Origin of the sequence: Saccharothrix syringae (genome assembly GCF_009498035.1) — a bacterium.
GTDB lineage: Bacteria > Actinomycetota > Actinomycetes > Mycobacteriales > Pseudonocardiaceae > Actinosynnema > Actinosynnema syringae.
This window is the reverse complement of the sequence record NZ_CP034550.1, coordinates 2,655,464-2,679,161: the sequence shown is the minus strand read 5'-3', so window position 1 is coordinate 2,679,161 and position 23,698 is coordinate 2,655,464. Positions and strand designations below refer to the sequence as shown.

Annotated in this window: 20 protein-coding genes; 6 read left to right on the top strand and 14 right to left on the bottom strand. The window is 75.0% G+C overall.

Translation table 11 applies throughout. From position 1 onward, the window contains the following. Positions 1-238: 238 nt before the first annotated feature. From EKG83_RS12525 to EKG83_RS12510, 4 genes are all read right to left on the bottom strand, one after another. On the bottom strand, positions 239-3,328 hold the full coding sequence (locus tag EKG83_RS12525) for an efflux RND transporter permease subunit (RefSeq protein WP_033427373.1): 3,090 nt from the start codon (positions 3,326-3,328) through the stop codon (positions 239-241). 321 nt (positions 3,329-3,649) lie between these two features. Next, entirely contained in the window at positions 3,650-4,051 is a 402-nt protein-coding gene (locus EKG83_RS12520) for a hypothetical protein (protein WP_033427251.1), read from the bottom strand. Continuing rightward, entirely contained in the window at positions 4,044-4,439 is a 396-nt protein-coding gene (locus tag EKG83_RS12515) for a hypothetical protein (RefSeq protein ID WP_033427250.1), read from the bottom strand. The genes EKG83_RS12520 and EKG83_RS12515 overlap by 8 nt, the downstream gene beginning before the upstream one ends. A 153-nt stretch (positions 4,440-4,592) precedes the next feature. Further along, a complete protein-coding gene (locus EKG83_RS12510; RefSeq protein ID WP_051764228.1) occupies positions 4,593-7,061 on the bottom strand; it encodes a hypothetical protein in 2,469 nt (822 codons plus the stop codon). A gap of 187 nt (positions 7,062-7,248) precedes the next feature. Here EKG83_RS12510 and EKG83_RS12505 point away from each other — a divergent pair, with 187 nt between their 5' ends. Further along, a complete protein-coding gene (locus EKG83_RS12505; protein ID WP_033427249.1) occupies positions 7,249-8,688 on the top strand; it encodes an aminopeptidase P family protein in 1,440 nt (479 codons plus the stop codon). Between the two features lies 1 nt (position 8,689). On the opposite strand, the gene EKG83_RS12500 is transcribed toward EKG83_RS12505, so the two are convergent. Next, a complete protein-coding gene (locus EKG83_RS12500) occupies positions 8,690-9,997 on the bottom strand; it encodes a hemolysin family protein (RefSeq protein WP_051764226.1) in 1,308 nt (435 codons plus the stop codon). Positions 9,998-10,127: 130 nt separating this feature from the next. Here EKG83_RS12500 and EKG83_RS12495 point away from each other — a divergent pair, with 130 nt between their 5' ends. Next, entirely contained in the window at positions 10,128-11,021 is an 894-nt protein-coding gene (locus EKG83_RS12495) for an effector-associated domain 2-containing protein (protein ID WP_051764224.1), read from the top strand. A gap of 2 nt (positions 11,022-11,023) precedes the next feature. Here the strand turns inward: EKG83_RS12495 and EKG83_RS12490 are convergent, their stop codons facing one another. Continuing rightward, a complete protein-coding gene (locus EKG83_RS12490; RefSeq protein WP_051764222.1) occupies positions 11,024-11,251 on the bottom strand; it encodes a hypothetical protein in 228 nt (75 codons plus the stop codon). Between the two features lie 62 nt (positions 11,252-11,313). On the opposite strand from EKG83_RS12490, the gene EKG83_RS12485 reads away from it, so the two are divergent. Further along, the gene (locus EKG83_RS12485; protein ID WP_033427368.1) at positions 11,314-11,919 is read left to right on the top strand and encodes a TetR/AcrR family transcriptional regulator; all 606 of its coding nucleotides are present in this window, start codon (positions 11,314-11,316) and stop codon (positions 11,917-11,919) included. On the opposite strand, the gene EKG83_RS12480 is transcribed toward EKG83_RS12485, so the two are convergent. The 6 genes from EKG83_RS12480 to EKG83_RS12455 all read right to left on the bottom strand — a co-directional run bounded on the left by EKG83_RS12480 (position 11,909) and on the right by EKG83_RS12455 (position 18,902). Beyond that, the gene (locus EKG83_RS12480) at positions 11,909-13,915 is read right to left on the bottom strand and encodes a DHA2 family efflux MFS transporter permease subunit (RefSeq protein WP_033427248.1); all 2,007 of its coding nucleotides are present in this window, start codon (positions 13,913-13,915) and stop codon (positions 11,909-11,911) included. The genes EKG83_RS12485 and EKG83_RS12480 overlap by 11 nt on opposite strands. Positions 13,916-13,991: 76 nt before the next feature. Next, positions 13,992-15,674: a caspase, EACC1-associated type gene (locus EKG83_RS12475; protein ID WP_051764219.1), complete on the bottom strand. Its 1,683-nt coding sequence runs from the start codon at positions 15,672-15,674 to the stop codon at positions 13,992-13,994. Between the two features lie 40 nt (positions 15,675-15,714). Then, the gene (locus EKG83_RS12470; protein ID WP_153278039.1) at positions 15,715-15,873 is read right to left on the bottom strand and encodes a hypothetical protein; all 159 of its coding nucleotides are present in this window, start codon (positions 15,871-15,873) and stop codon (positions 15,715-15,717) included. Between the two features lie 88 nt (positions 15,874-15,961). After that, positions 15,962-16,627 carry a maleylpyruvate isomerase family mycothiol-dependent enzyme gene (locus EKG83_RS12465; RefSeq protein WP_033427366.1) on the bottom strand — a complete coding sequence of 222 codons (666 nt, stop codon included), beginning with the start codon at positions 16,625-16,627 and terminating at the stop codon, positions 15,962-15,964. A 165-nt stretch (positions 16,628-16,792) separates the two neighbouring features. Then, entirely contained in the window at positions 16,793-18,607 is a 1,815-nt protein-coding gene (glmS, locus tag EKG83_RS12460; protein ID WP_033427247.1) for a glutamine--fructose-6-phosphate transaminase (isomerizing), read from the bottom strand. Positions 18,608-18,620: 13 nt separating this feature from the next. After that, positions 18,621-18,902 (bottom strand): hypothetical protein, encoded by a 282-nt coding sequence (locus EKG83_RS12455; RefSeq protein ID WP_033427246.1) that lies wholly within the window; start codon positions 18,900-18,902, stop codon positions 18,621-18,623. A gap of 66 nt (positions 18,903-18,968) precedes the next feature. On the opposite strand from EKG83_RS12455, the gene EKG83_RS12450 reads away from it, so the two are divergent. Continuing rightward, positions 18,969-19,643 (top strand): phosphotransferase, encoded by a 675-nt coding sequence (locus tag EKG83_RS12450; protein WP_051764217.1) that lies wholly within the window; start codon positions 18,969-18,971, stop codon positions 19,641-19,643. 6 nt (positions 19,644-19,649) lie between these two features. On the opposite strand, the gene EKG83_RS12445 is transcribed toward EKG83_RS12450, so the two are convergent. Beyond that, positions 19,650-20,186: a TetR/AcrR family transcriptional regulator gene (locus tag EKG83_RS12445; protein WP_033427364.1), complete on the bottom strand. Its 537-nt coding sequence runs from the start codon at positions 20,184-20,186 to the stop codon at positions 19,650-19,652. Between the two features lie 82 nt (positions 20,187-20,268). On the opposite strand from EKG83_RS12445, the gene EKG83_RS12440 reads away from it, so the two are divergent. Then, positions 20,269-21,465, top strand: a complete 1,197-nt coding sequence (locus EKG83_RS12440; RefSeq protein WP_033427245.1) for an FAD-dependent monooxygenase — start codon at positions 20,269-20,271, stop codon at positions 21,463-21,465. Positions 21,466-21,929: 464 nt separating this feature from the next. Here the strand turns inward: EKG83_RS12440 and EKG83_RS12435 are convergent, their stop codons facing one another. Next, complete coding sequence (locus EKG83_RS12435) at positions 21,930-22,745, bottom strand: helix-turn-helix transcriptional regulator (protein WP_033427244.1); 816 nt, start codon at positions 22,743-22,745, stop codon at positions 21,930-21,932. Positions 22,746-22,847: 102 nt separating this feature from the next. On the opposite strand from EKG83_RS12435, the gene EKG83_RS12430 reads away from it, so the two are divergent. Further along, entirely contained in the window at positions 22,848-23,561 is a 714-nt protein-coding gene (locus EKG83_RS12430) for an SDR family oxidoreductase (protein ID WP_033427243.1), read from the top strand. Positions 23,562-23,698: the final 137 nt, after the last annotated feature.

Genomic DNA, 23,698 nt, shown 5'->3' with positions numbered 1-23,698 from the left:
CCCGGGTGCGCGGGGCGTCGAGGAAGCCGAGCAGGTCCAGCCGGACCCGGTGGGCCGTTCGTCGTCGTCGCCCCGGTCACGCCACTCGTCCAGGCCGCCCGGCGCGAACCACTCCCGCTCGGGCAGCGCCAGGCACCGCTCCGCGGCCTCGGCCGCGTCCGCCGCGCCGCCGGATCACGCCCGGGGAACGCGGAGGGCCCCGCCCGGTTTCCCGGACGGGGCCCTCTCGGCCACCACCTCAGACGGTGACCGGCTCGCGCTCCTCCTCGACCCGCCGGGCGTCGCGCCTGGCCTGCCTGCGCTCCTTGCGGCCCTCCACCATCGAGTACAGCGTGGGCACCAGCACCAGGGTCAGCAGCGTGGAGCTGATCAGCCCGCCGATCACCACGATCGCCAGCGGCTTGCCGATGAACGCGCCCTCGCCGGTGATGCCCAGCGCCATCGGCAGCAGCGCGAAGATCGTCGCCGCGGCGGTCATCAGGATGGGCCGCAGCCTGCGCCGGCCGCCCTCGACGACCGCCTCGCGCACCGGCAGGCCGTCGCGCCGGTACTGGTTGACCAGGTCGATCAGCACGATCGCGTTGGTCACCACGATGCCGACGAGCATCAGCATGCCGATCAGCGCGGGCAGGCCGAGCGGGGTGCCGGTGAGCAGCAGCAGGCCGATGGCGCCGGTCGCCGCGAACGGGATCGACACCAGCAGGATCAGCGGCTGCACCAGGCTGCGGAACGTGGCCACCATGATCAGGAACACGATCGCGATGGCCGCGAGCATGGCCAGGCCGAGGTCGGCGAACGTCTCGGCCTGGTCGGCGCTGACGCCGCCGATCTCGTAGGCCGCGCCGGCGGGCAGGTCGACCGCGTCGAGCCGCGAGGTCAGCTCGGCGGTCACCGCGCCCAGGTCCGAGCCGGTGGCCTTGGCCGACACCGTGGTGCTGCGCGCGCCGTCGGTGCGCCGCACCTGCACCGGGCCGTCCACCACGGACACCTCGGCGACCTGGCCGAGGGTGGCGCCGCCGGGCAGCGGCAGCGCGCGCAGCGCGTCCACGTCCGTCGGCGCGGTGCCGGTGCGCAGGACGACCTGCTGGGGCGCGCCGTCGACGGGCAGCTCGGCCACGGGCACGCCGCGCAGCGCCTGCGCGGCGAACTGGCCGATGGTCTGGCCGGTCAGGCCGCGGGCGGCGGCCGCGTCCCGGTTGACGCTCACCTGCACGCGCGGCGCGCTGACCGCGAGGTCGTTGGTGACCTCGCCGACGCCGGGGGCGCCGGCGACGGCCTGCTGGACCCGGTCGGCCGCGGTGCGCAGGGTGTCCGCGTCGGGGGCGGTGACCAGCACGTCGATGCTGTCGGAGCCGAACCCGGCGGCGGCCGCGCCGAAGGTCACCTCGCCGGTGCCCTCCGTGCCCGCCAACCGCTCGGTCAGCCGTTCCCGCAACGCCTCCATGTCGGTGCCCTCGCGCACGGTGGCGCGCACGGAGGTGTCGCCGTTGCCGCCGAACCCGAACGCGGCGAGGCTGTTGTCCGTGCCGACGACGACCTGGTAGGTCTCGACCTCGTCGGTCTCGGCGAGCACGCCCTCCAGCTTGCGGGCGGCCTCGTCGCGGGCGGCCAGGCTCGTGCCGGGCGGCATCTTCTGGCTGCCCTGCAGCGCCCGGCCGTTGGAGTCGTCGATGAAGTTGGTCTCCAGCGCGCCGGCCAGGCCGAGCGTGCCGCCGAAGATGAGCACCGCGATCAGCAGCGTCAGCCAGCGGCGGGTGGTGGCGAACCGCAGCACCGGCACGTACGCGCGCTGCAGCGGGCTGCGCCGCTCCTTCTCCAGCGCCTCCTGCCGGACCCGCTCGGCGTCCTCCGCGTCGACCGCGGCCGGCCGCTTGAGGAACCAGTACGCCAGCACCGGCACGATGGTCAGCGACACCAGCAGCGAGGCCAGCAGCGCCACGGTCACGGTGATGGAGAACGGCCCGAACAGCTCGCCCGCGATGCCGCCGACGAACGCGATGGGCAGGAACACCGCGACCGTGGTCAGCGTGGACGCGGTCACCGCGCCCGCCACCTCGCGGGTGCCGTCGAGCACGGCGCGCTGCTTGTCCTCGCCGTAGCCGAGGTGCCGCTTGATGTTCTCCAGCACCACGATCGAGTCGTCGACCACGCGGCCGACGGCGATGGTGAGCGCGCCCAGGGTGAGCAGGTTCAGCGACAGGTCGCCGGTGTAGAGGGCGATCAGCGCGACCACCACGGACAGCGGGATGGACACCGCCGTGACCAGGGTGGACCGCACCGACAGCAGGAACAGCAGGATCACCACGACGGCGAACAGCAGGCCGAGCAGGCCCTCGGTGGTCAGGCCGCTGATGGCCTTCTCCACCTCGGGGCCCTGGTCGAACGCGACGGTGAGCTTCGAGTCGGCGGCCTCGCCCAGCTCGTCGAGCCGGTCGCGCACGGCGCGGGAGATCTCCACCGCGTTGCCGTCGGCGTTCATGGTGACGCTGATGCCCAGCGTGGGCTCGCCGTCGGTGCGGGTCAGCACGGTGGCGGGGGCGGGCGCGGACTCCACGGTGGCCACGTCGCCGAGCTTCACCGGACCGGCGGGCGAGGCCAGGGGCAGCTCGCGCAGCCCGTCCACGGACGTGACCGCGCCGCCGACCTGGACGGTCAGCGTCTTGTCCGCGTCGGGCACGGTGCCCGCGGGCACGGTGGCGCCGGCCGTGGTGAGGGCGGTGGTGAGGGCCTGCGGGTCGACGCGGCGGGCGCCCAGGAGGGCGTAGTCGACGGTGACGGTGACCTGGCGGTCGCGCTCGCCGCTGACGGTGGCCTGGCGGACGCCGGGGATGGCCTCCAGCTCGGGCACGACCTCGGCGCGCAGCCGGGCGGCGGTGGCGATGTCGTCCGCGCCGGCGGTCGCGGCGAGCGCGACGACCGGGATGTCGTCGGTGCCGCCCTGCGCGACGGTGGGCTCCACGCCCTCGGGCAGGCGCGGCGCGAGCCGGTTCACCGCCTGCTGCATCTGCGTGACGGCGGCGTCGACGTCCGTGCCGTAGGTGAACATCACCTGCACGGTCGCGGAGCTCTCGGCGGAGCGGGTGAGCACCTGCTCGACGCCGTCCACGCCGCGCAGGGCGGCCTGGATGGGCTCGGCGACCTGGCTGTCCACCAGGTCCGGCGACGCGCCCGGGTACGGTGCGATGACCACCGCGGCGGGCAGCTCGATGGACGGGAACAGCTGCTGCTTGACGGAGGGCAGCGTCAGCACGCCGAAGCCGATCACGACGAGGCTGAGCAGCCCGACGAGACTTCGGTTGGCCAGGCTCAGCCGAGCCAGCACGGACATCTTGGGCATCTCCTTGGTGGGCGGAGCGCAGGCACGCGGCGTCACGCTTGATGCGCGAACGGTCGCACACCCCTCCTGAGAACCGGCTCAGGCGCGGACCGGGTTCCATCCTCGTGACCAGCGGTGATCGTGTTCACCCATCGATAGACCCGAACGGGTGATGTTCATCACGGAGGCCGGGGGTGTCCCCACCCCCGGCCCCGCGCCCACGGCGGCGGTGCCCCTGCCGGGCACCCGTGGTCCACACGCGCCGCCGCCACGGACGGCAGCCGGGTCCGGCCCCGGCTCCGCCCGCATTACGCCGGCGGTGGCCGGATCGGTTCAGCCGGCCCGTTCGGTGTGCCGAAGCCAGAGCAGGCCGAGCACGGGCAGCACGAGCGGGATGAACAGGTAGCCGCTGCCGAAGCCGGACCACACGGTGGCGTCCGGGAAGGCCGCGGGGAACAGCAGGCTCGCCGCGCCGACCAGGAGCACGCCGGTCAGCTCGACGCCGCAGGCGAGGTAGGCCACCCGCCGGGACACCGCGCCCGCCAGCGCGGCCGTCGCGACCACGTAGACGACGGCGGCGAACGCCGACAGCAGGTAGGCCAGCGGCGCGTGCCCGAAGCGGGTGGACAGCTGCACGGCCGAGCGGGCGGTCGCCGCCAGCGCGAAGATCCCGTAGACGGCGACCAGCAGGCGCCCGGGACCGGACCGGGTGGCCTCCTTCAGGGAGTCAGGCATGGACGGGCCAGAGCTGGTTGAGCCGCACCACCATCACCGCCACGCCCAGGCAGACCGCGGTCAGCACCCCGGCACCCCAGCGCGTGCGCTCGGCCAGCGCCCAGAAGGCACCGCCCGGCAGGAGGATGGCCGCGCCGATCAGGTAGCCGACGAAGGTGAACCCGTTGAAGTCGACCCCGGCGGGCTTCGACTCGACGTCGAGGACGTCGAGGACGCCCACGACCAGCTGCACCAGCAGGCCGAGTTCGAGCAGCACCACGACGCCGGCCAGGCCGAGGGTCGCCTTGGTGGCCAAGGTGATGGGCTTGTCGGCGACGGTCAGCGCGAGCGACCACGCGGCACCGACGAGCGCCACGACGATCAGCGCGGTCGCGAGGACTCCGGTCATCTGTCCTTCCCGGGGTGGTGGATACCCGGGAAACCTACCCCGTTCGGGTGGGTCGACACGTCCTCGGCCCTCGCGCGCCCGACCGCGGTGACGCCGGCCGCGGGGTCGCCTTCCACCGGAGCCGCGACGACGCCCGATACCGCCCCGCCGACCTCACCCGCCCGGGCTCAGCGCCCGCAGCACCGCCGCGTCCCGCCGCGCCGTGACCTCCTCGGCCACCCGCGCCACCACCTCGTCGAACACCGGGTCCCGGTAGTAGTCGCCGTGGCCGCGCAGGGGCGAGGCGACCATGTCCGGGTCCGGGTCGAGGAACTCCGGGTCGCGCAGCCGCACGTCGTAGCCGCAGCGCACGCCCCACAGCCTGTCCCCCGCGCACACCCGCTCGTCCTCGGTCTCCGCCCACGCCTGCACCGGCCCGCCCAGCGGGTCGGTGAGCCGGTGCACGTTCCACCACCGGCCCTCCAGCCCGGCGTGCAGCCGGCACAGCTCCGCGTGCCCCAGGTAGTGCGGGAACAGCCGCGAGTAGGCCCACTGCAGCTGCGAGCCGTAGGTGACCAGGCCGATCCGGTGCAGCGCCTCGGCGGCCTCGTGCTGCCGGATGTAGCGCCGCCGGTCGGCCCGGTCGGGGCGCTCCGCCTCGCGGCGCAGCAGCGCCAGCGCGGCGAAGCACACCACGCTGCCCTGGCTGTGCCCGGACAGCACGACCGCGCCGACACCGTGGTGCCCGGTCAGCCGCACCGCCCGCGAGGTCAGCTCGATCACCGCGCGACCGCCGTACGGGGGCGGGCAGATGGGGTGCGCGGTGCGCGGCCAGAACGCGACCAGGTCCCACAGGACGCCCACGACCGTGCGCATCTTCCCGCTCTGCCACGACCGCACGCCCAGCAGCAACAGCAGCAGCACCAGGCCGGACACCACCAGGCTGCCCAACCCGCCCAGTTCCCGCGCCGGGCGCGAGGACAGCCAGTCGGCCAGGCCCGGCGGCGGCGCGGCCCGCCAGTCCGGGTGCGCCAGCCGCGCCAGCGCCACGACACCGCTCGCCACCACCTGCACCCCGCCCAGCACGGCCAGGGTGCCGAGCACCCAGTGGTACCGGTACTTGGCCGAGGCCAGCCGCCTGCTCAGCACGACCTTGGCGACGCCCGGCCGGTCCGGCTCGCCCGGGTAGTCCTCGCACACGCCGGCCCGGGTCGCCGCGCCCACCGCGTGGTGCACGCCCGACCACACGCCCACCGCGTACAGCACGCCGGCGCCGACCGCCGCGGCCCAGAACGCCCAGGGCGGGGCGGTCGTCCAGCGCAGCACCACCGCGGCACCCGCCGCCGCGGCACCGGCGGCGAGCACCAGCGCGCTGGACGCCTGCCGCACCATCGCGGCCGTGAGCGGCGGCACCAGCAGTGCGAACGCGATCGCCAGCACGCCCCACAGGCCGGCGCCGAACAGGTAGCTCGTGCTCAGCTCCAGCCCCGGCCGACCGGTGGGCGCGGGCTCGCCCAGCCACGCCACGACCCGGTAGGCCAGGCCGCCGCTGAAGCCGACCGCCAGCGTGGTCGCCAGGGCCGCGACGACGACCGCCGCGTACCCGTGCCACATCGGCCGGAACCGCTCGCCCACCGCCATCAGCTCGACCCCGCGCGGTGCGCGGCGCATCCGCGCGCACGCCAGGAACAGCGCCACCAGCAGCAGCATCGCCAACGCGGTCAGCACGTTCGTCAGCGCCTCGTACCCGGCCGGCGGCGGGTCGGCGGGCACCTGCCACAGGAACGCGGTCGCCAGGCCCGTCGCGAGCACCAGGTACCCGACCGCGAGCCACTTCAGCAGGCGCGTGTCGACCGCGCGCCGGTCCGGCGAGGCGACCACGCAGCCCACCGCCCACGCCAGCAGGGGCAGGCCCAGGCCGATCACCGACCACGACAGCGCGCCGGGCAGCGCGCCCGCGTGCAGCACGCCCAGCACCACGCAGGCCGACGCCACGTGCGCGTCCCGCAGCACGGGGGTGCGCGGCGAGGTGTGCCAGAACGCGTAGTCGCCCAGGCTGCCCGCGCTGCTCTCCCACGCGTGGTGCGTGCCGCGCGGCTCGTAGAGGAAGGTCTGCCGGCCGAACCACCACAGCACGGCCACCACCAGCACCGGCGGTGCCGTGCCGACCAGCAGCATCGCGCCGAACGGCCAGTCGGCGAGGGGCGCCAGCCACGCCCGCCCGGCCCGGCACTCCTCGACGGCCGCGCACTGCCGCACCACCAGCTCCAGCGACACGTACCCGATCGTGGTGACGAACGTGCAGGTCAGCACCAGGCCCAGCAGCCGGAGCACGGCCTCGGCGAACCGGCCGGCGCCCAGCAGCGCGTACCGGGCGAGGTTGAGCACCGCGAACGGCACCATCAGCAGCCACAGGGCCCGGCCGGCGCCGCCGGAGGTGAACCGGCCCCAGTGGAACGCCTCCACCACCCGCTCCCGCACCGGCCGCTCACCGGGCAGGGTGGCGGCGGGCCTGACGGCCCGCAGGAAGCGGGCCACGTCGTCACCCGCCACGGGGGTCGGGAACGGGTCGCCCAGCACGTGCTCGGGCGGCGTGCCGGACACGCCGTGCACCCGCAGTTCGACGACGTCCTCGGGGCGCATGCGACACCTCCGTGCCAACCGGGTGGGTTCGTGTTGCCTACCCGATCGGCCGGTCCGGTGACGTCGTTTTCACCGCAGCGGCACCCACCCGGGTGAACGCGGGACGCCGAGGGGCATGCTGGTCGGAGGCCCGGTCGCCGACCGCGACCGGGCGAGGTAACGGCCCCGACCCGAAAGGCTGCGCGCAGTGACCACTCCCGGGACCAACCCCGGCACCACCCCCGCCCGCCGCGACCCGAGCAGGCTCGTCGACGCCGCCGGGTTCCGCGAGTTCGTCCGGCACGGCTGGGGCCCGGCCGACCGCGACGCCCGCGTCGCGCCCGGCGTCGCCGAGGCCGCCGCCGCGCACCGGGACCGGCTCAGCGCCGCGCTGCCCGGCGCGCGCATCGCGGTGGCGGCCGGCTGGGCGCCCGTGCGGTCCAACGACACCGACTTCGGGTTCCGGCCCGACAGCGACTTCTCGTGGCTGACCGGCTGCTCCGCCGAGGGCGCGGTGCTGGTCATGCGCCCGGTGGGCGGCGGGCACGAGGCGGAGCTGTTCCTGCGCCCGCCCGCCGGCCCCGAGGAGCCGGACTTCTTCGCCAACGCCCGCGACGGCGAGCTGTGGATCGGTCCCGTGCCGGGCCTGGCGGAGTGGTCGCGGGCCCTGGGCGTGCGCTGCCGCCCGCTCGACGAGCTGCCCTCGGCGCTGCGCGGCAGGCTGCCCGCCGTGCACGCCACGCACGGGGTGGACCCGCTGCTGGACGCCCTGGCCGGGCCGGACAACTCGGCCGCGCTGCGCACCGTGCTCGCCGAGCTGCGGCGGGTCAAGGACGACTGGGAGGTCGGCCAGCTCCAGGCCGCCGTGGACGCCACCCTGCTGGGCTTCGCCGACGTGGCGGCCGAGCTGCCGACGGCGGTCAAGGGCGGCGGCGAGCGCTGGTTGCAGGGCACGTTCGACCGGCGGGCGCGCACCGCGGGCAACGGCCCCGGCTACGCCTCGATCGTGGCGGCCGGGCCGCACGCGCCGGTGCTGCACTGGGTCCGCAACGACGGCCCGGTGCCCGAGGACGCCGTGCTGCTGCTGGACGCGGGCGTGGAGCTGGACACGCTCTACACCGCCGACATCACCCGGACCCTGCCGGTGTCCGGCACCTTCAACCCGGCGCAGCGGCGGGTGCACGAGCTGGTCGAGCGCGCCTCGGCGGCCGCGCTGGCGGTGGTCGGGCCGGGTGCCGCGTACCGGGAGTTCCACCGCGAGGCGATGCGCGTGCTGGCCGAGGGCCTGCACGACTGGGGCCTGCTGCCGGTGTCGGTGGACGAGGCGCTGTCCCCCGAGGGGCAGCACCACCGCCGCTACATCGCGTGCGGCGTGGGGCACTTCGTCGGCCTGGACGTGCACGACTGCGCCAACTCGCGGGCCGAGGCGTACCACGACGGGGTGCTGGAGGTCGGCATGGCGCTGGCCGTGGAACCCGGGCTGTACTTCCACCCCAACGACGAGACCGTGCCGCCGGAGCTGCGCGGGCTCGGGGTGCGGTTGGAGGAGAACGTGGTGGTGACGCCGGAGGGCAACCGGGTGCTGTCGGCGGCGCTGCCGTCCGACGTCGCCGGGCTGGAGTCCTGGGTGGCCGCCGCGGGGCGGTGACCTAGGCGCCGGGCCCGTCCTCCGGGGCGGGCTCCCGCCTGCGCGGCCTGCGGCTCAACCGGACCGACGTGATGGCGTGGTGCTCCACGGCCAGCACCTCGACGTTCCAGCCGGACACCGAGACCCGGTCACCGGGCCGCTCCGGGATCCGCCCGAGCAGCACCAGCACCAGCCCGGCGATGGTGGCGTAGTCGCCCTCGGGCGCGTCGGGCAGCTCCACCCCGATGTCCACCAGGTCGTGCACCGGGAACGTGCCGGGCAGCACCATCGAGCCGTCCGCGGCGTTGCGCACCGCCATCACGTCGCGGTCGGTCTCGTCCATGATCTCGCCGACGATCTCCTCCAGCAGGTCCTCCAGCGCGACGATGCCGGCCACCGCGCCGTGCTCGTCGACCACCAGGCCCAGCTGGGCGCGCTCGGCCTTGAACCGGCGCAGCGCGTCGGAGACCTTCACCGAGTCCGGGAACACCACGGGCGGGCGGACCACGTCGGCCAGCTTGGCGTCGTCGTCGAGCAGGTCGCGCAGGTGCACGATGCCGACCACCTCGTCCAGGTGGCCGCCGCGGGCCACCGGCGCGCGCGAGTGCCCGGACGCGGCCAGCTCGGCGCGGGCGGTCGGCACGTCCGCGTCGGCGTCCAGGGTGACCACCGCCCGGCGCGGCACCAGCACCTCGCGCAACCTGCGCTCGCTGATCTCCAGCGCGCCGGTCATGATCATCCGCTGCTCGGCGTTGAGGCCGCGCTGGGCGGTCACCAGCTCGCGCAGCTCCTCCGGCGACATCTGCTCGGAGTCGACGTCGGGCTTCCCGCCGAGCAGGCGGACCACCACGTTCGTCGACGTGCTCAACGCCCAGACCGCGGGCCGGGAGACGGTGGACAGCACGTGCAGCGGGCGGGCCGCCAGCAGCGCCCAGCGCAGCGCGTACTGCATGGCCAGGCGCTTGGGCGCCAGCTCGCCGAACACCAGGGTCAGGAACGTCAGCACGATCGTGACCAGCGCGATCGCCACCGGGCCCGCCGCGGCGCCGAGGAAGGACAGCAGCGGCACGATCGGCCGGGCCAGCGACACCGCCGCCGTCGCCGAGGCCAGGAAGCCGGCCAGGGTGATGCCGATCTGGATGGTGGCCAGGAAGCGGTTGGGGTCGCGCGCGAGGCGCACGAGGGTCTGCGCGCTGGGCCTGTCCTCGCGCTCCAGCGCCCGCAGCTGCCCCTCGCGCAGCGAGATCAGCGCCATCTCGGAGCCGGCGAACAGCGCGTTGAGCAGCACCAGCACGGCGACCAGCGCCAGGGTGAATCCGTACCCGTCCACGCCTACCCATTACCCCTTATGCCGTGGAAACAGACCAGGTGCGCGCAACGCTACTTGGCATTGGTCATTTCGAGTGGCACGGCTGCCCCGCCGGGCCCCGTGTGGGTTACAACCGTGTCGGGGAGGTCCTATGGGGTCGGGGGCGAGCCACCGGTCGTTCGTGGTGGTGGACGTCGAGAGCTACGGCGACCCGGTGCGGACGTCGGCGCACCGGACCGCCGTGCGCCAGGGCCTGTACGGGGTGCTGGTCAGGGCGTTCGCCGACTGCGACCTGCCCTGGGACGACAAGGCCCGGGACGACGCGGGCGACGCGGTGATGGTGCTGCTGCCCGCGGACACGCCCAAGGACGTGCTGGTCGAGCAGTTGCCGGAGCGGCTGGTCGCGGCGCTGCGCGAGCACAACCACATTCACTCGTCCGAGGCACGGCTGCGCCTGCGGATGGCGGTCCACGCGGGCGAGGTGCACTACGACGAGCACGGCAAGACCAGCGCTGAGATGATCTTCACCTACCGCATCCTCGACGCGCCCGAGGCCAAGCGGGCACTGCGGGAGTCGGCCGCGACGCTGCTGCTGATCGCGTCGGACCCGTTCTACCGGGCGGTGGTGCGGCACGAGCCGGCCGCGCGGCCCGAGGCGTTCCGCAGGATCGACGCGGACGTGAAGGAGACTCGCGCCGAGGTGTGGATCCGGCTGGTGGACGACGACCGGCCGTTCGTGCCCGCGACCGCGCCGCGACGACGCCCCGAACCGGCGCGGCAACTGGGGGCGTTCGCCGACGCGCTGCTGCGGGTGCCCGGGTTCGACACGCCCGAGGGGCGGAACCTGGTGGTGCGCGGGCTGCCGTTCGCCGGTGTCGTGCCCCGGCACGCCGCCGCCCGCGCCGACGCGATCAGCATCCTGATGACCTGCGAGCACTACCCGGAGGGGTTGGAGGCGCTGGTCGAGCAGGTGCGCCTGTACGCCGAGGGCACCACGGCCATGGCGGAGCTGGACGAGCTGATGGCCCGCCGGGGCGCGGGCTGAGGTCAGGCCCGGGCCGGCGGGTCCCCGGGCGAGGGCGTCGGCGCCCGGCGGTCCTCCCGCACCTGGACTTCGAGGTGCGTCCGGTGGGCGCCGGGGTCCCAGATCTCCTCGAAGGGCGCCATGAGCGAGTGCCCGCTGCCGCTGCGGCGCGCCCGCGTGGCGAACCACGCGAAGCCCGCCGGCACCGAGAGGAATGCCAGGACCTGCAGTAACGGCCCGAGAACGGTCATGCCGCCAAGCTACAGTAACATCGTGTATCCAGAAACAGTCTGTTACTGAACGGGTGTGGCGGGTGGAGCGGACGACCAGGGCCCAGCAGCAGCGGCGCACCCGCGAGCGGCTGCTGGCGGCGGGGCGCGCGGTGTTCCTGCGCCGGGGCTACCTGGCCGCGACGGTGGAGGAGGTCGCGGCCGAGGCCGGCTACACGCGCGGCGCGCTCTACAAGCACTTCGGCGGCAAGGAGGGCCTGTGGCTCGCCATCGTCGAGGACCGGGCGGAATCGCGCCTGCGGGCGCTGCACGACGTCCTCGACCGCGCGGCGGACCGCGAGGACCTGCTCGCCGCGCTGACGCCCGTCGACCCGCCCGACGAGGACGCGGCCCGGTGGAGCGCCGCGGCCGCGGAGGTGCTGGCCGCGACCGCGGGCCGACCCGGTGCCGCGGCGGCGGTGGCGGACGCCCAGCGACGTCACGACGAGCGGCTGGCCGCGTTGCTGGAGCGGCACTGCGCACGCCTGCGCCTGCGCCCGGCGATGCCGCTGCCGCAGGTGGTGGTCGCGCTGGGGGCGCTGGGCGTCGGCCTGGCCCTGCGCCGCGCGGTGGACCCCGCCGCCGACGTCGCGGCCGCCACCGCCGGCGTGCTCGCCGCGGTGTTCCCCGCCGAGGGGGTCAGGCGCTGACCGGGTGGCGGGCCAGCGCCCGGCCGCTCGTGGTCAGCTCGGCCGCCACGCGGTCCACCGCCTCGGTGAACTCGGCGTCGTCGCAGTGCCAGTCCGTCAGCCTGCCCAGCAGCCAGCCGCGCCAGGCGCCGACCAGCTGGGTGAACACCTCGGTGCCCTGCGGGGTGAAGTGGTACCGCCCCCCGTGCTCCACCAGGTAGCCGCGGGTCTGGAGCTGGCGCGCGACGGGCTCGAACACCCCCGCCGGGACGCCGGTGGCCTCGGCCAGGCGCTCCAGGGTGGCGTCGCCGTGGCGCACGCCCTGCTTGAACACCCTGACCACCAGCCACGCCTGCGCGTGGGTCAGCGGCACGCCCGACGCGGCGAGCACGTCCGGCGTGGGGTCGCGCCGCTCCCTGCCGACGATCAGCGCGACCAGCTTCTCCAGCTCCTGCCCCGAGTCCCACGTCCGGGGCTCGGCGAAGTTGTCGCCCACGCCGTTCGCGGCGGCCCGCGCGGTGTCGCGCAGCGGGACCTCGCGCAGGAACAGGGCCACCACGAACGCGAGCGCGGCCACCGGCGCGGCCGACAGGAACACCAGGTGCAGGGTGTCGGCGTAGGCGGCGACGATCGGCGCCTTCTGCGCGGCGGGCAGCGCGTGCAGGGCCTGGACGTTCGTGGCCGCGCGCGGGTCCACGCCCGGCGGGATCGCGGTGGCCAGGTGCTCGGGCAGGTTGCCCGCGTAGATCGTGCCGAAGATCGCCACGCCGAACGAGCTGCCCAGGGTGCGCAGGAAGCTCACCCCCGAGGTGGCCACGCCCAGGTCCTCGTAGCTGGTGGTGCTCTGCACGACCACCATCGTCACCGGCATGCACATGCCGACGCCCAGGCCGAGCACGAGCATGTACAGCGACGCCTCCCAGAACGGCGTGCCGACGCCCAGCCGGGACAGCAGCAGCATCCCGGCGACCATCAGCAGGCTGCCCACCAGCGGGAAGACCCGGTAGCGGCCGGTCTTGCCGATGACGGTGCCGGTGGTGACCGAGGCCGCCAGCAGGCCCAGCACCAGCGGCAGCATCTGCAGGCCCGACTCGGTGGCCGACGCGCCGTGCACGTACTGCAGGTAGGTGGGCAGGAACGTGACGCCGCCCAGCATGGCGAACCCGACGACGAAGCTCAGCACCGTGCACACGGTGAACACGCGGTTGCGGAACAACCGCATGGGCAGCATCGGTTCGGCGGCGCGCAGCTCGACGAGCACGAACGCCACCAGCGCCACCACCGAACCCGCGGCCAGCCACAGGATCGTCGGCGAACCCCACGGGTACTCGACGCCGCCCCACGACGTGACCAGGGTGAGGCCGGTCGCGGCCAGGCCGATCAGCAGGATGCCGAGGTAGTCGATGCGCGGTTTCCGGTCGCCGCGCACGCCGGGCAGCGCCACCGCGCCGACCGCGAGCACCACCACGCCCAGCGGCAGGTTGACGTAGAACGCCCACCGCCAGCTCAGGTGGTCCACGAACAGCCCGCCGAGCAGCGGCCCGACCACCGTGGCCACGCCGAACACCGCGCCGATGAACCCCTGGTACTTGCCGCGCTGGGCCAGCGGCACCACGTCCGCGATGACGGCCGCCGAGGTCACCATCAGGCCGCCCGCGCCCAGCCCCTGCACCGCGCGCGCCAGGATCAGCCACGTCATCGAGTCGGCCCAGCCGCACAGGAACGAGCCGACCATGAACAGCACCACGCTGGCCAGGAACGCCTTCTTGCGGCCGAACAGGTCGCCGAACTTGCCGATCAGCGCGGTCATGATCGTCTCGGCGAGCAGGTAGGACGTGACCACCCACGACAGGTGCCCGCCGCCGCCGAGGTCGCTGACGATGGTCGGCAGCGCGGTCGCCACGATGGTCTGGTCCAGCGCGGCGAGCAGCATGCCGAGCATGATCACGGAGACGACGGCGTTGCGCGCGCCCCGCCCGACGTCGTGCCGGTCGGCCTGATCGACCCGATGGACCACGGTGGACCTCCCGGGGCGACCATAGGGCGATCACCGGCCCACCGCCCGTGCACGGTCACCTGCCCGGGTGACGCGGTCAGTTCCCGCACAGCTCCGGGCGCGACTCGCCGGTGCAGGGCAGGTAGTCGTGCTCCAGCAGGATGCCGCGCGCCGCCTCGCCCCCGAGGAACCGGCCGAGGTGCGCGGTGAGCGTGCCTTCGGGTGGTGTGCCGCGCGTGTGCAGGCGCAGCACGCTCCAGAGCGGGTAGGTGCCGTTCCGGACGAGCTCGAAAGCCGGCTCCCGGCCGTCGATCTTGAGCCGGTTGACGTGCCGGTACCCCACCGCGTGGGACGCGGTGGCGTACCCGATGGACCCCGGCGTTTGGTTGATGGTCCCCAGCACGTCCTGGGTGTTCACGCGTTCGCACGCGACGGCCTGGTCGGGGGCGCCGTCCGGGGACTCGCAGTCGTCCGAGGTGGACGGGGGCGATGTGACGCCGAGCTGCTTCTCCAGCCGGGCGCGGAGCGGCGACGAGGCCGCCCTGCTCACCAACCGGATCGGCACGTCCCGACCGCCGAGGGCGGTCCAGTTGCGGTGGGTGCCGTCGTAGATGCCGCGCAGCTGCTCCGGGGTGAGGCTGCTGACGCCCACGTCCTCGTGCACCACCACCGAGTACAGGACGACCGCGAGCGGGGTGGCGACCAGGTCCCCGGCCGAGTCGTCGGACACCCAGGCGGACCCGTCGCCCTCCTCCGCCATCCGGCGCGGTCCGTCGCCGTCGTCGATGTGGACCACGGTGATGTCCGCCGCCGGGCAGTCCCGCCGGTACCGGCCGGCGAGGTCCCGCAGCACCGGGCCGAACGCGGGGCCGACCACGAGCCTCAGGCTGTCCGAGGGGCACGTGGGCCCCTCCTCCGCGCCGGTCACCGCCTGGTAGCCGAACCAGCCGTTGACCGCGAGCAGGACGGCCACCGCCAGGTAGGCCGCCGGCCGCCGGCGACGTGCCGCGGCAGGCGGCGGAGGGGATTGCTCCCCGGTGCGCGGACCGGCCTTGCCGCGGGCCACCCGCAGGTCACCGGTCACCTGACCGCTGCGCGTGGGGCGCTGCCACGGGGTCTCGGCCACCACCTTGCGGTACACGTACCGGTACAGCTCGTCGGCGTCGACCCAGCCGTCGCCGTCGAGGTCCGCCTCGCCGGTCGCCAGGCCCGCCACCAGCGCCCTGGTGAAGTAGGAGCCCCGCGGCCCGCCCCGCACCTCGCCGCCGCGCTCGTAGGCGTACTCGATCGCCGTGGACGCGGCCATCACGGCGCAGCCCCGCGCGGGCTGGACCTGGTCCACCACGTCCACGTCCCCGCCCGCCTTCGGCGAGGCGCCCTGCGGGAACGCGCCGCCGAAGCAGCAGTCCAACCACACCAGCACCTGCCGCGCCCGGCAGCGGTCCACCAGCTCGCGCACGAACCGCGCGGACAACCCCGTGGCGGGCAGCAGGTCGCGGCGCGTGTCGACGGCCGCCAGGTAGAGCTCGCCCGACACGTCCTTCACGCCGTGCCCGGAGAAGTACAGCAGCACGACGTCGTCGGGGCCGGCGTCGGCGAGCACCTCGTTGACGCGCCGCCGCACGCGGTCGACCTTCCGGTCGGCCAGCACCTCGACCCGGAAGTCGCCGACCTCCGGGTCGGCCAGCACCTCGGCGAGCTGCCCGCCGTCGTGCCGGGGCGCGTGCAGGCGGGGCAGGTCGGCGTACCGACCCGCGGTGATCACCAGGGCGATCCGCACCCGGCCGATCCTAGGGCGGGGCGACCGGGTGCGGACCCGATCACCTCGTCACGCGGTAACCGGCCTCCTCCGGCACCCGGGCCGCGGCGGGGTCGGCCGGCTCCACCTCGGCCCGGACCACGTCGACGCCCGGTGCGGTGGGGGCGAACCGGACGAGCGCCCGCCGCGAGGGCACGACGCCACACCCGATCTCCAGCACGCCGGAACAGCCCGGTCGAGCCGGCCACCGGGCCGGTGTCGCGCTCGACGAGCCGGCGGTGGCCGTCGGGGCGGGACCGGCAACCGGCTCAGCGTCGCGTCGGGTACGCGGGCCACGGCCCCAGCTCCGGCAGCGGCCCGGCGAGCGGGGTGTCGGGTTCCCGACCGGCGAGCCACGCCGCGAGGTCGCGCACCCCGCCGACCACCTCGGTGCCGCTCCCCCACGTCCTCGGCACGTCGACCGCCCGCACCGCAACCCCCTCGGGCAACCGGGGCAACAGCACGTCGACCACGTGCGCGGCGAACTCCGCGCCCCACTCCGCCGGCCGGACCCCCAGGTCGAGGTCCACCAGGTGGATCCAGACCTCCCGCCACCGGGTGAACACGGCGGGCACGAGGTCCACCCCACCGCCCAGCACCGGCGCGTCCCAGTCCCCGACGCCCGCCCACACCTCCTCCAGCCGCCCGCCGTGCTCGGCCGTCGCGGCCCGGTGCTCGTCGGCGCTCCGCGACGCGGTGGCCTCGATGACCGCGTCCCGCTCCCCCGGCTCCCACAGCGCGACGACCTCGCCGCGCAACGCGTGCTCCACGACGCGCGCCCGCGCCCTGGCGGCGTCGGCCAGGTGCGCCAGCACGTGCCCCCGCGTCCACCCCGGCAGCAGGGACGGCTCCAGCACCCCCGCGTCGTCCAGGTCGGCGATCACCTCGACCAACCGCCGGTGCGCCGCGACCACTCCCGTCAACGGTGGTTCCACCACCCCAACCTAGCCGCGCGAGTCGAACCTCCAGCACCCCCGTGTCGAACCTCCAGCACCCCCGAGTTCCACGTTCGCGCCGACCACCGGGGTCGCCGAACGTGGAACTCGGGGGTGCCGAGCGTTCGACACGACGGGTCCGGAGGTTCGACTCGCGCGGTGGGGTTACTCGACGGTGACGCTCTTGGCCAGGTTGCGGGGGCGGTCGACGTCGCGGCCCAGGGCCCGGGCCAGGTGGTAGGCGAACAGCTGCAGCGGCACCGAGAGGGTGATCGGCGCCAGCGGGTCGTGGACGCGCGGCACGCGGATGACGTCCGTGGCCAGGCCCGGCGGCAGGTCGGCGTCGGTGACCGCGACGACCGGGCCGCCCCGCGCCTTGATCTCCTCGATGGTGGCGGCGTTCTTGGCCACCAGCTCGTCGTCCGGCACCACCACCACCGTCGGCATCCCCGGGTTGATCAGCGCCAGCGGCCCGTGCTTGAGCTCCGACGCCTGGTACGCCTCGGCGTGCACGTACGAGATCTCCTTCAGCTTCTGCGCGCCCTCGCGCGCCACCGGCCACCCCCGCACCCGCCCCACGAAGAACATGTGCTCGGCGCCCGCGTACTTCCGCGCGACGGCCGCCACCGCCTCCTCGTCGGCCAGGACGCGCGTGATGGCGCCCGGCAGCCCGGCCAGCCCGGTGACCAGCCGCCGCCCCTCGGTGATGGACAGGTCGCGCACCCGGCCCAGGTCCAGCGCCAGCATGGCCAGCGCCGCGGCCATCGTGGTGAACGACTTGGTCGCCGCCACCGACACCTCCGGGCCCGCGTGCAGGAACACGCCGTGCCCGCACTCGCGCGCGATGGTGCTGCCGACCGCGTTGACCACGCCGATGACGTGCCCGCCCTTGCGCTTGAGCTCCTGCACGGCGGCCAGCGTGTCCAGCGTCTCCCCGGACTGGCTGATCGCCACGTACAGGGTGTCCGGGTCGACCACCGGGTTGCGGTAGCGGAACTCCGAGGCGGGCTCGGCGTCGGCGGGGATGCGCGCCAGCTCCTCGACCAGCTGCGCGCCGATCTGGCCCGCGTAGTACGCCGAGCCGCAGCCGAGCAGCTTGACCCGCCGGATGCGCTGGTAGTCCTGCGGGGTCAGGCCGACGCCGTCCAGCCGGGCCGAGGAGAACCGGTGGTCCAGCCGGCCGCGCAGGCAGCGGTCGACCGCGTCGGGCTGCTCGCGGATCTCCTTGTGCATGAAGTCCGGGTGGTCGCCCAGCTCGTAGTCGGGCCCGGCGACGTCCACCGACGTGGGCGCGCGGGTGGTGGCGCGGGCGTCCATGGTGGAGGTGCGGTAGCCGTCGGCGGTGACCGTGGCGATCTCGTCGTCCTCCAGGTAGACGACCTGCCGGGTGTGGCGGACCAGGGCGCCGACGTCGGAGGCGACCAGCATCTCCCGCTCGCCCACGCCCAGCACGACCGGGCTGCCGCGCCGCGCGGCGACCAGCTCACCGGGCCGCTCGACGTCCAGCACGATCACCCCGTAGGTGCCCTCGACCCGCGCCAACGCCTCGCGCACCGCGTCCTCCAGGTTCGCCGCGCCGCTGCGGGCGACCAGGTGCGCCAGCACCTCGGAGTCGGTGTCCGAGGCCAGCTCGACGCCCTCCTCCCGCAACCGGGCGCGCAGCCGGTCGGAGTTCTCGAACACCCCGTTGTGCACGATGGCGACCCGCCGCGCCGCGTCCACGTGCGGGTGCGCGTTGCGGTCGCTGGGCTCGCCGTGCGTGGCCCACCGGGTGTGCGCGATGCCCGCGTGCCCGGACGTGCCCGCGGGGACGGCCCGCCGCAGGTCGCCGACGCGACCGGCGGTCTTGACGACCTCCAGCCCGTCGCCCGCGACCGCGATGCCCGCCGAGTCGTAGCCCCGGTACTCCAGCCGGTGCAGGCCCTCCAGCAGCACCGGCACCGCGTCCTCGACCCCGACGTAACCCACGATCCCGCACATGCCGACCCCTCACCTAGCCGTAGACGATCCGCCGCAACTGGCGCTCGGACAGCGGCGGCGCCGCCACGGGCCGCACGTCCAGCTCCGCGCGCAGCAGCTCCCAGATCCGCGCGTTGGGCAGGCCGCCCCGGCGCAGCTCCGCGTGCCGGCGCAGCACGTACTCCTCGGTGGTCTCGACGAAGTAGCCCATGACGTCGGCGACGACGCGGTGCGCGAGCGCGGGCGGCAGCCCGGTCGTGCGCACCACGTGCCGGAGCAGGTCCTCCGGCACCTCGTCGCCCACGCGGCCCAGCATGGCGACCAGACAACCACCGAACCAAAATCCGTGCCCGCTTTCGGGCACGGGCGGTAAGAAGGGCGCGTGGACCTCCGACCCGACCCCGCCCCGGGGACGACGGGCCCCGCGACCCGCGCCCACTGGGTCGCCTGGGGCCGGCGGCTCGCGGAGCTGCACGCCCGGCCGGTGACCGGCGGGATCGCCCGGCTGCCCCGCGAGACCTACGACGTCGGCCCGCTGGTGGAGGCATTCGACCGGGTGGACCGGGACGTGGCGCGGCACGTCCCGGAGGACGAGCCGGCGCGCCGGCTGGTCGAGCGCTGGGCGGCGGAGCGGTGGCGGCTGCGGGCGGTGCGCGGACGCGCGCTCGTGCCGGTGCGGCCGTCGCCGGTCGTGCCCTGCCACGCCGACCTGCACCAGGGCAACGTGGTGCCGACCGGTCCCGACGACGTGGAGTTCGCGGGCTTCGACCGCGCCGTGCTCGCGCCGCCCGAGAAGGACCTGCTGTTCGTGCTGGGCGGCGGGGTGCTGCCGCACCGGCCGGTGACCGGCGAGCAGCAGGTGTGGTTCTTCGAGGGCTACGGCCCGTACCGGGCGAACCGGGAGCTGCTGGCGCACTTCCGCTGCACCCGCGCGCTCGGTGACGTCACCGAGGCCGCCACCCGGGTCCTCGACCACGCGCGCGACGCCGCCGAGGCGCTGGCGCACCTCGAAGGCGCCCTGTCCCCCAGCGGGATCGTCGGCCAGGCGCTGTCGTAGCGGGGTTCACCGGCCCAGCGCGTCCAGCGCGGCCGCCACGGCGGCGGCGCGCACCGCCTCCACAGGCTGGTCGGCGAACACCATCACGCAGTCCGAGAGGCCGCCGAGGGCGACCGTGGCGCGCGTGGCGTCGGCCAGCGGCGGGTCCTCGCCGACCAGCAGCACCGCGAGCCGCGTGCGCCAGTCCAGGACCTTGGCGACCAGGCCGAGGTCGGCCAGCGCGACGAGTTCGCGGATCATCAGCGCGACCACCTCGCGGTGCGCGAACTGGAAGTCGAAGTAGCCCTCCAGCAGCACCCGCGGGTCGTCGTCCGCGCGGGCCTCGGCCTCGGCGATGAACGCGTCGCCGTCCTCGATCAGCGGCTGCACGATGCTGCGCACCAGCTCCTCGCGCGACGAGAAGTGGTAGTAGAGCGCGGGCTTGGTGATGCCGAGCCGGTCGGCGATGTCCTGCAGGCTGGTCCGCCGCACCCCCTGCCGGAGGAACAGCTCCCGCGCCACGGCCTGGGCGCGCGCCTTCGTATCGGACTTCGCTCTGGACACCACCGCAGCTTAACGACCCCGACTCTCAGCAAGCCGCTGCTACCGTCGTACTTACCAACCGTTAAGTAAGGGGGATGGCGTCATGGGGGTCCTGATCTCCGGCGCGAGCGTGGCCGGACCGGCGCTGGCGTGGTGGCTGAGCAGGTACGGGTTCGAGGTGACCGTGGTGGAGCGCGCGCCCGCGCTGCGCAAGACCGGCGGCCACGCGGTGGACCTGTTCCGGCCCGCCATGGACGTGGTGGAGCGCATGGGCGTGCTGCCCCAGGTGCTGGACAAGGCCACCGGCACCGAGCGCCTGGTCGTGCGCAGCCCGGGCGCGCGCCCGGTCGAGATGGACATGCGCCGGTTCTTCGGCGCGATGAGCGAGCGGCACGTGGAGGTGATGCGCGACGACCTGGCGGAGATCTTCTACAACGCGACGCGCGACGACGTGGAGTACGTGTTCGGCGACTCGATCACCTCGATCTCCGACGACGGCGAGGTCACCTTCGAGCGGGGCGCGCCCCGCCGGTTCGACCTGGTCGTCGGCGCGGACGGCCTGCACTCCAACGTCCGGCGGCTGGTGTTCGGGCAGGTGCCGGACCACTTCATCGGCGCGCACCTGGCCGTGCTGTCGCTGCCGAAGGACCGCGCCCCGGCCGACGGGACGGTGATGCACGCGGAGGTGGGCCGGCTCGCCGGCGTCTACACCGCCCGGCACCTGCCGGATGCGCGGGCGGTGTTCCTGTTCCGCACCGACGAACCGCTGGACTACCACCACCGCGACGTCGTGCGGCAGCGCGAACTGCTGAACGAGGCGTTCGCCGGGGCCGACCCCGAGGTGTCCGGCTGGCTGGACCACCGCGAGGGCTCGTTCTACTTCGACTCGGTCACCCAGCTCCGCCTGGACACCTGGTCGCGCGGCCGGGTCACCCTGGTCGGCGACGCGGGCTACTGCCCGGGCCCGGCGGTCGGCGGCAGCACCAGCCTCGCCGTCGTCGGCGCGTACACGCTGGCAGGCGAACTCGCCGCGGCGCGCGACGACCACGAACGCGCGTTCCGCTCCTACGAGGCCCGGATGGGCGAGTACGTGCGCGGCAGCCGGGAGTTGGCGCTGGGCGCGGCCAAGCGCCTGGTACCGGCCTCGAAGCGCGACCTCTGGGTGCTGCGGCAGGGCATCAGGGCCTTCAAGCACCTGCCGACGCCCCTGGGCCGCCTCCTGGTCCGCCTCGACCGCAGCGGCCTGCGCCTGCACGACTCGGTGGAGCTGCCGGAGTACCCGCTGCCGGCGCGGCGCTAGCAGGGCGGGTCGTCCGGCAGGTCGGGGAGGAACGCCACACCACGTCGCCCGGGGCGGACTCTCGTTCCGAGCCATCGCCACCGCCCCTCCCTGCCGGGCGATTGTTCAGTCCGGGCTGTTCAGCGTCCATCGCCCGAGGCTGAACAAACCCCGGTGGCGTAGCAATGGGAGTGGGAGCCGACTCGGGGGGAGCGGTTCCCCAGGAGGTGCGGGAGCCCGGCGGTGGGATGGGAGGACGACCACCGGGCACCCGCACCGACGACTCCCTCGGTGACGCCGACCCGCCGCTCCACCGCACCGTCAGCCGTGGCTTCACGGTCGTGCCACGGGTCGACGTTGTTCCGGGCCCGTTCCCGCCGGAGGGTTGCGGTGACGATCAAACCCCCGAGGAGCACCTGATGCGCGTCACCGACGACCTCGTCCCGGCTCCCCTCGACGGAGATGATCATACTGAGGTGAGCGGGCTACGGAGCGGTGCCGCGGGCGTACGCGGGTGCCAGCAGGCGCAGGGCGTCGTGGTCGGGGGTGCCCGGTTCGGCCCGGAACACCACCAGGCGCTGGCCGTCGACGGCGTTGAGCACCTCGGAGGTCAGGGTCAGCCGCCCCACGCGCGGGTGCCGGAACGGGCGCGGGGCGCCGCTCTTGACCCGCACCTCGTAGTCCGCCCACAGCGCGGCGAAGTCCGCGTCGGCCGCGCGCAGCCCGTCCACCAGCTCCCGCCGCCCCGGCGCGTCGTCCGGGACGGTGCGCAGGTGGGCCACGCAGTCGCGCGCCATGCCCTCCCACGCCGCGAACACCTGCCGCGCGGCCGGGTGGGTGAAGACGTAGCGGACGAGGTTCTGGCGCTCCGGCGGCGCCTCGTCGAGGCCCGGCAGCAGCCACGCGCCCTCGGGGTTGAGCGCGAGCACGTTGCTGACCGCGTCCAGCACGTACCCCGGCAGGGGCCGGACCGCCGCCAGCAGCGACCGCAGGCCGGGGCGGGCGCGGTCGGGCGCGGGGGCGGTGCGGGGGCGGCGGACCAGGCCGTGCAGGTGGGCGCGCTCGTCGTCGTCCAGGCGCAGCGCGGTGGCCAGGGCGTCCAGGACCGCGTCACCGGGGTTGGTGTCGCGGCCCTGCTCCAGCCGCGTGTAGTAGTCCACGCTCACGCCCGCCAGGGCGGCCAGTTCCTCGCGGCGCAGCCCGGACGTCCGCCGCCGCCCCGGTCCCGCCGGCAGGCCCACGTCGGTGGGCCGCACGCGGCCGCGGCGGTGGCGCAGGAACTCCCCCAGTGCGCTGCTCACGAGCAGAGTCTGCCACTCGCCCCGGCCGCGCCGGGTGGCCCTGCGGGGACCAGGACCGGCACGGCCTTCCGCGGCCGGGGCGCGACCGGCGACGGTGGTCGCATGACAACCCAGCACGTCCTCGTCATCGGCGGCGGCTCCGGCATGGGCCTGGCGCTGGCCCGGCTCCTGCTCGACCGCGGCGACCGCGTCACCATCGCGGGCCGGTCCGCCGACCGGCTCGCCCGAGCGGCCGCGGTGCTCGGCGCACCCGGCCTGCTGCGCACCCGGCAGCTCGACATCACCCGCGAGGAGCAGGTCCGCGACCTCGCCGACACCGGCCCGCTGGACCACGTCGTGGTCACCGCCGCCGACGCCACCGGCGCCTACGCCCCGCTGGGCGAGTTCGACCTGGAGCGGGCGCGGGCCGTGGTGGACACCAAGCTGCTGGGGCCGTGGCTGGTGGCCAAGCACGTGCGCCCCAACCCCGGCGGGTCGATCACGTTCACGTCGGGCGTCGCCGCCTACCGGCCCGGTCCGGGCGCGTCGGTGATCGCCTCGGCCAACGGCGCGCTGGAGTCCCTGGCCCGCGCGCTGGCGCTGGAGCTGGCGCCGGTGCGGGTCAACGTCGTCTCCCCCGGCTGGGTCGACACGCCGGTCTGGGACGTGCTGGCGGGCGAGGCCAAGCACGAACGGCTGGCCGCGATGGCGGGGCGGCTGCCGGTGGGGCGGGTCGGGCGGGCGGAGGACGTCGCCGGGGCGTTCGACGCCGTGCTGCGCAACGGGTTCCTCACCGGGGAGGTGATCCACGTGGACGGCGGGCACCGGCTGGTGTGACCGGCGCGGGCGGGGTAGGCGCGGGCGGGGCAAGCGGCGTAGGCGGGGCAGGTGCGGGCGAGGCAGGTGCGGGCAGGGCTGGCGCGAGCAGTCTGGCGGGTCGGGCTGCTCAGGCGGGGCTGGCGCGGGCGCGGGCA

Bases quoted from the DNA above. Each gene is read 5' to 3' on its own strand.
- EKG83_RS12525 (WP_033427373.1), bottom strand. From the start codon at position 3,328: ATGTCCGTGCTGGCTCGGCTGAGCCTGGCCAACCGAAGTCTCGTCGGG.
- EKG83_RS12520 (WP_033427251.1), bottom strand. From the start codon at position 4,051: ATGCCTGACTCCCTGAAGGAGGCCACCCGGTCCGGTCCCGGGCGCCTG.
- EKG83_RS12515 (WP_033427250.1), bottom strand. From the start codon at position 4,439: ATGACCGGAGTCCTCGCGACCGCGCTGATCGTCGTGGCGCTCGTCGGT.
- EKG83_RS12510 (WP_051764228.1), bottom strand. From the start codon at position 7,061: ATGCGCCCCGAGGACGTCGTCGAACTGCGGGTGCACGGCGTGTCCGGC.
- EKG83_RS12495 (WP_051764224.1), top strand. From the start codon at position 10,128: ATGGGGTCGGGGGCGAGCCACCGGTCGTTCGTGGTGGTGGACGTCGAG.
- EKG83_RS12490 (WP_051764222.1), bottom strand. From the start codon at position 11,251: ATGACCGTTCTCGGGCCGTTACTGCAGGTCCTGGCATTCCTCTCGGTG.
- glmS (WP_033427247.1), bottom strand. From the start codon at position 18,607: ATGTGCGGGATCGTGGGTTACGTCGGGGTCGAGGACGCGGTGCCGGTG.
- EKG83_RS12455 (WP_033427246.1), bottom strand. From the start codon at position 18,902: ATGCTGGGCCGCGTGGGCGACGAGGTGCCGGAGGACCTGCTCCGGCAC.
- EKG83_RS12440 (WP_033427245.1), top strand. From the start codon at position 20,269: ATGGGGGTCCTGATCTCCGGCGCGAGCGTGGCCGGACCGGCGCTGGCG.
- EKG83_RS12430 (WP_033427243.1), top strand. From the start codon at position 22,848: ATGACAACCCAGCACGTCCTCGTCATCGGCGGCGGCTCCGGCATGGGC.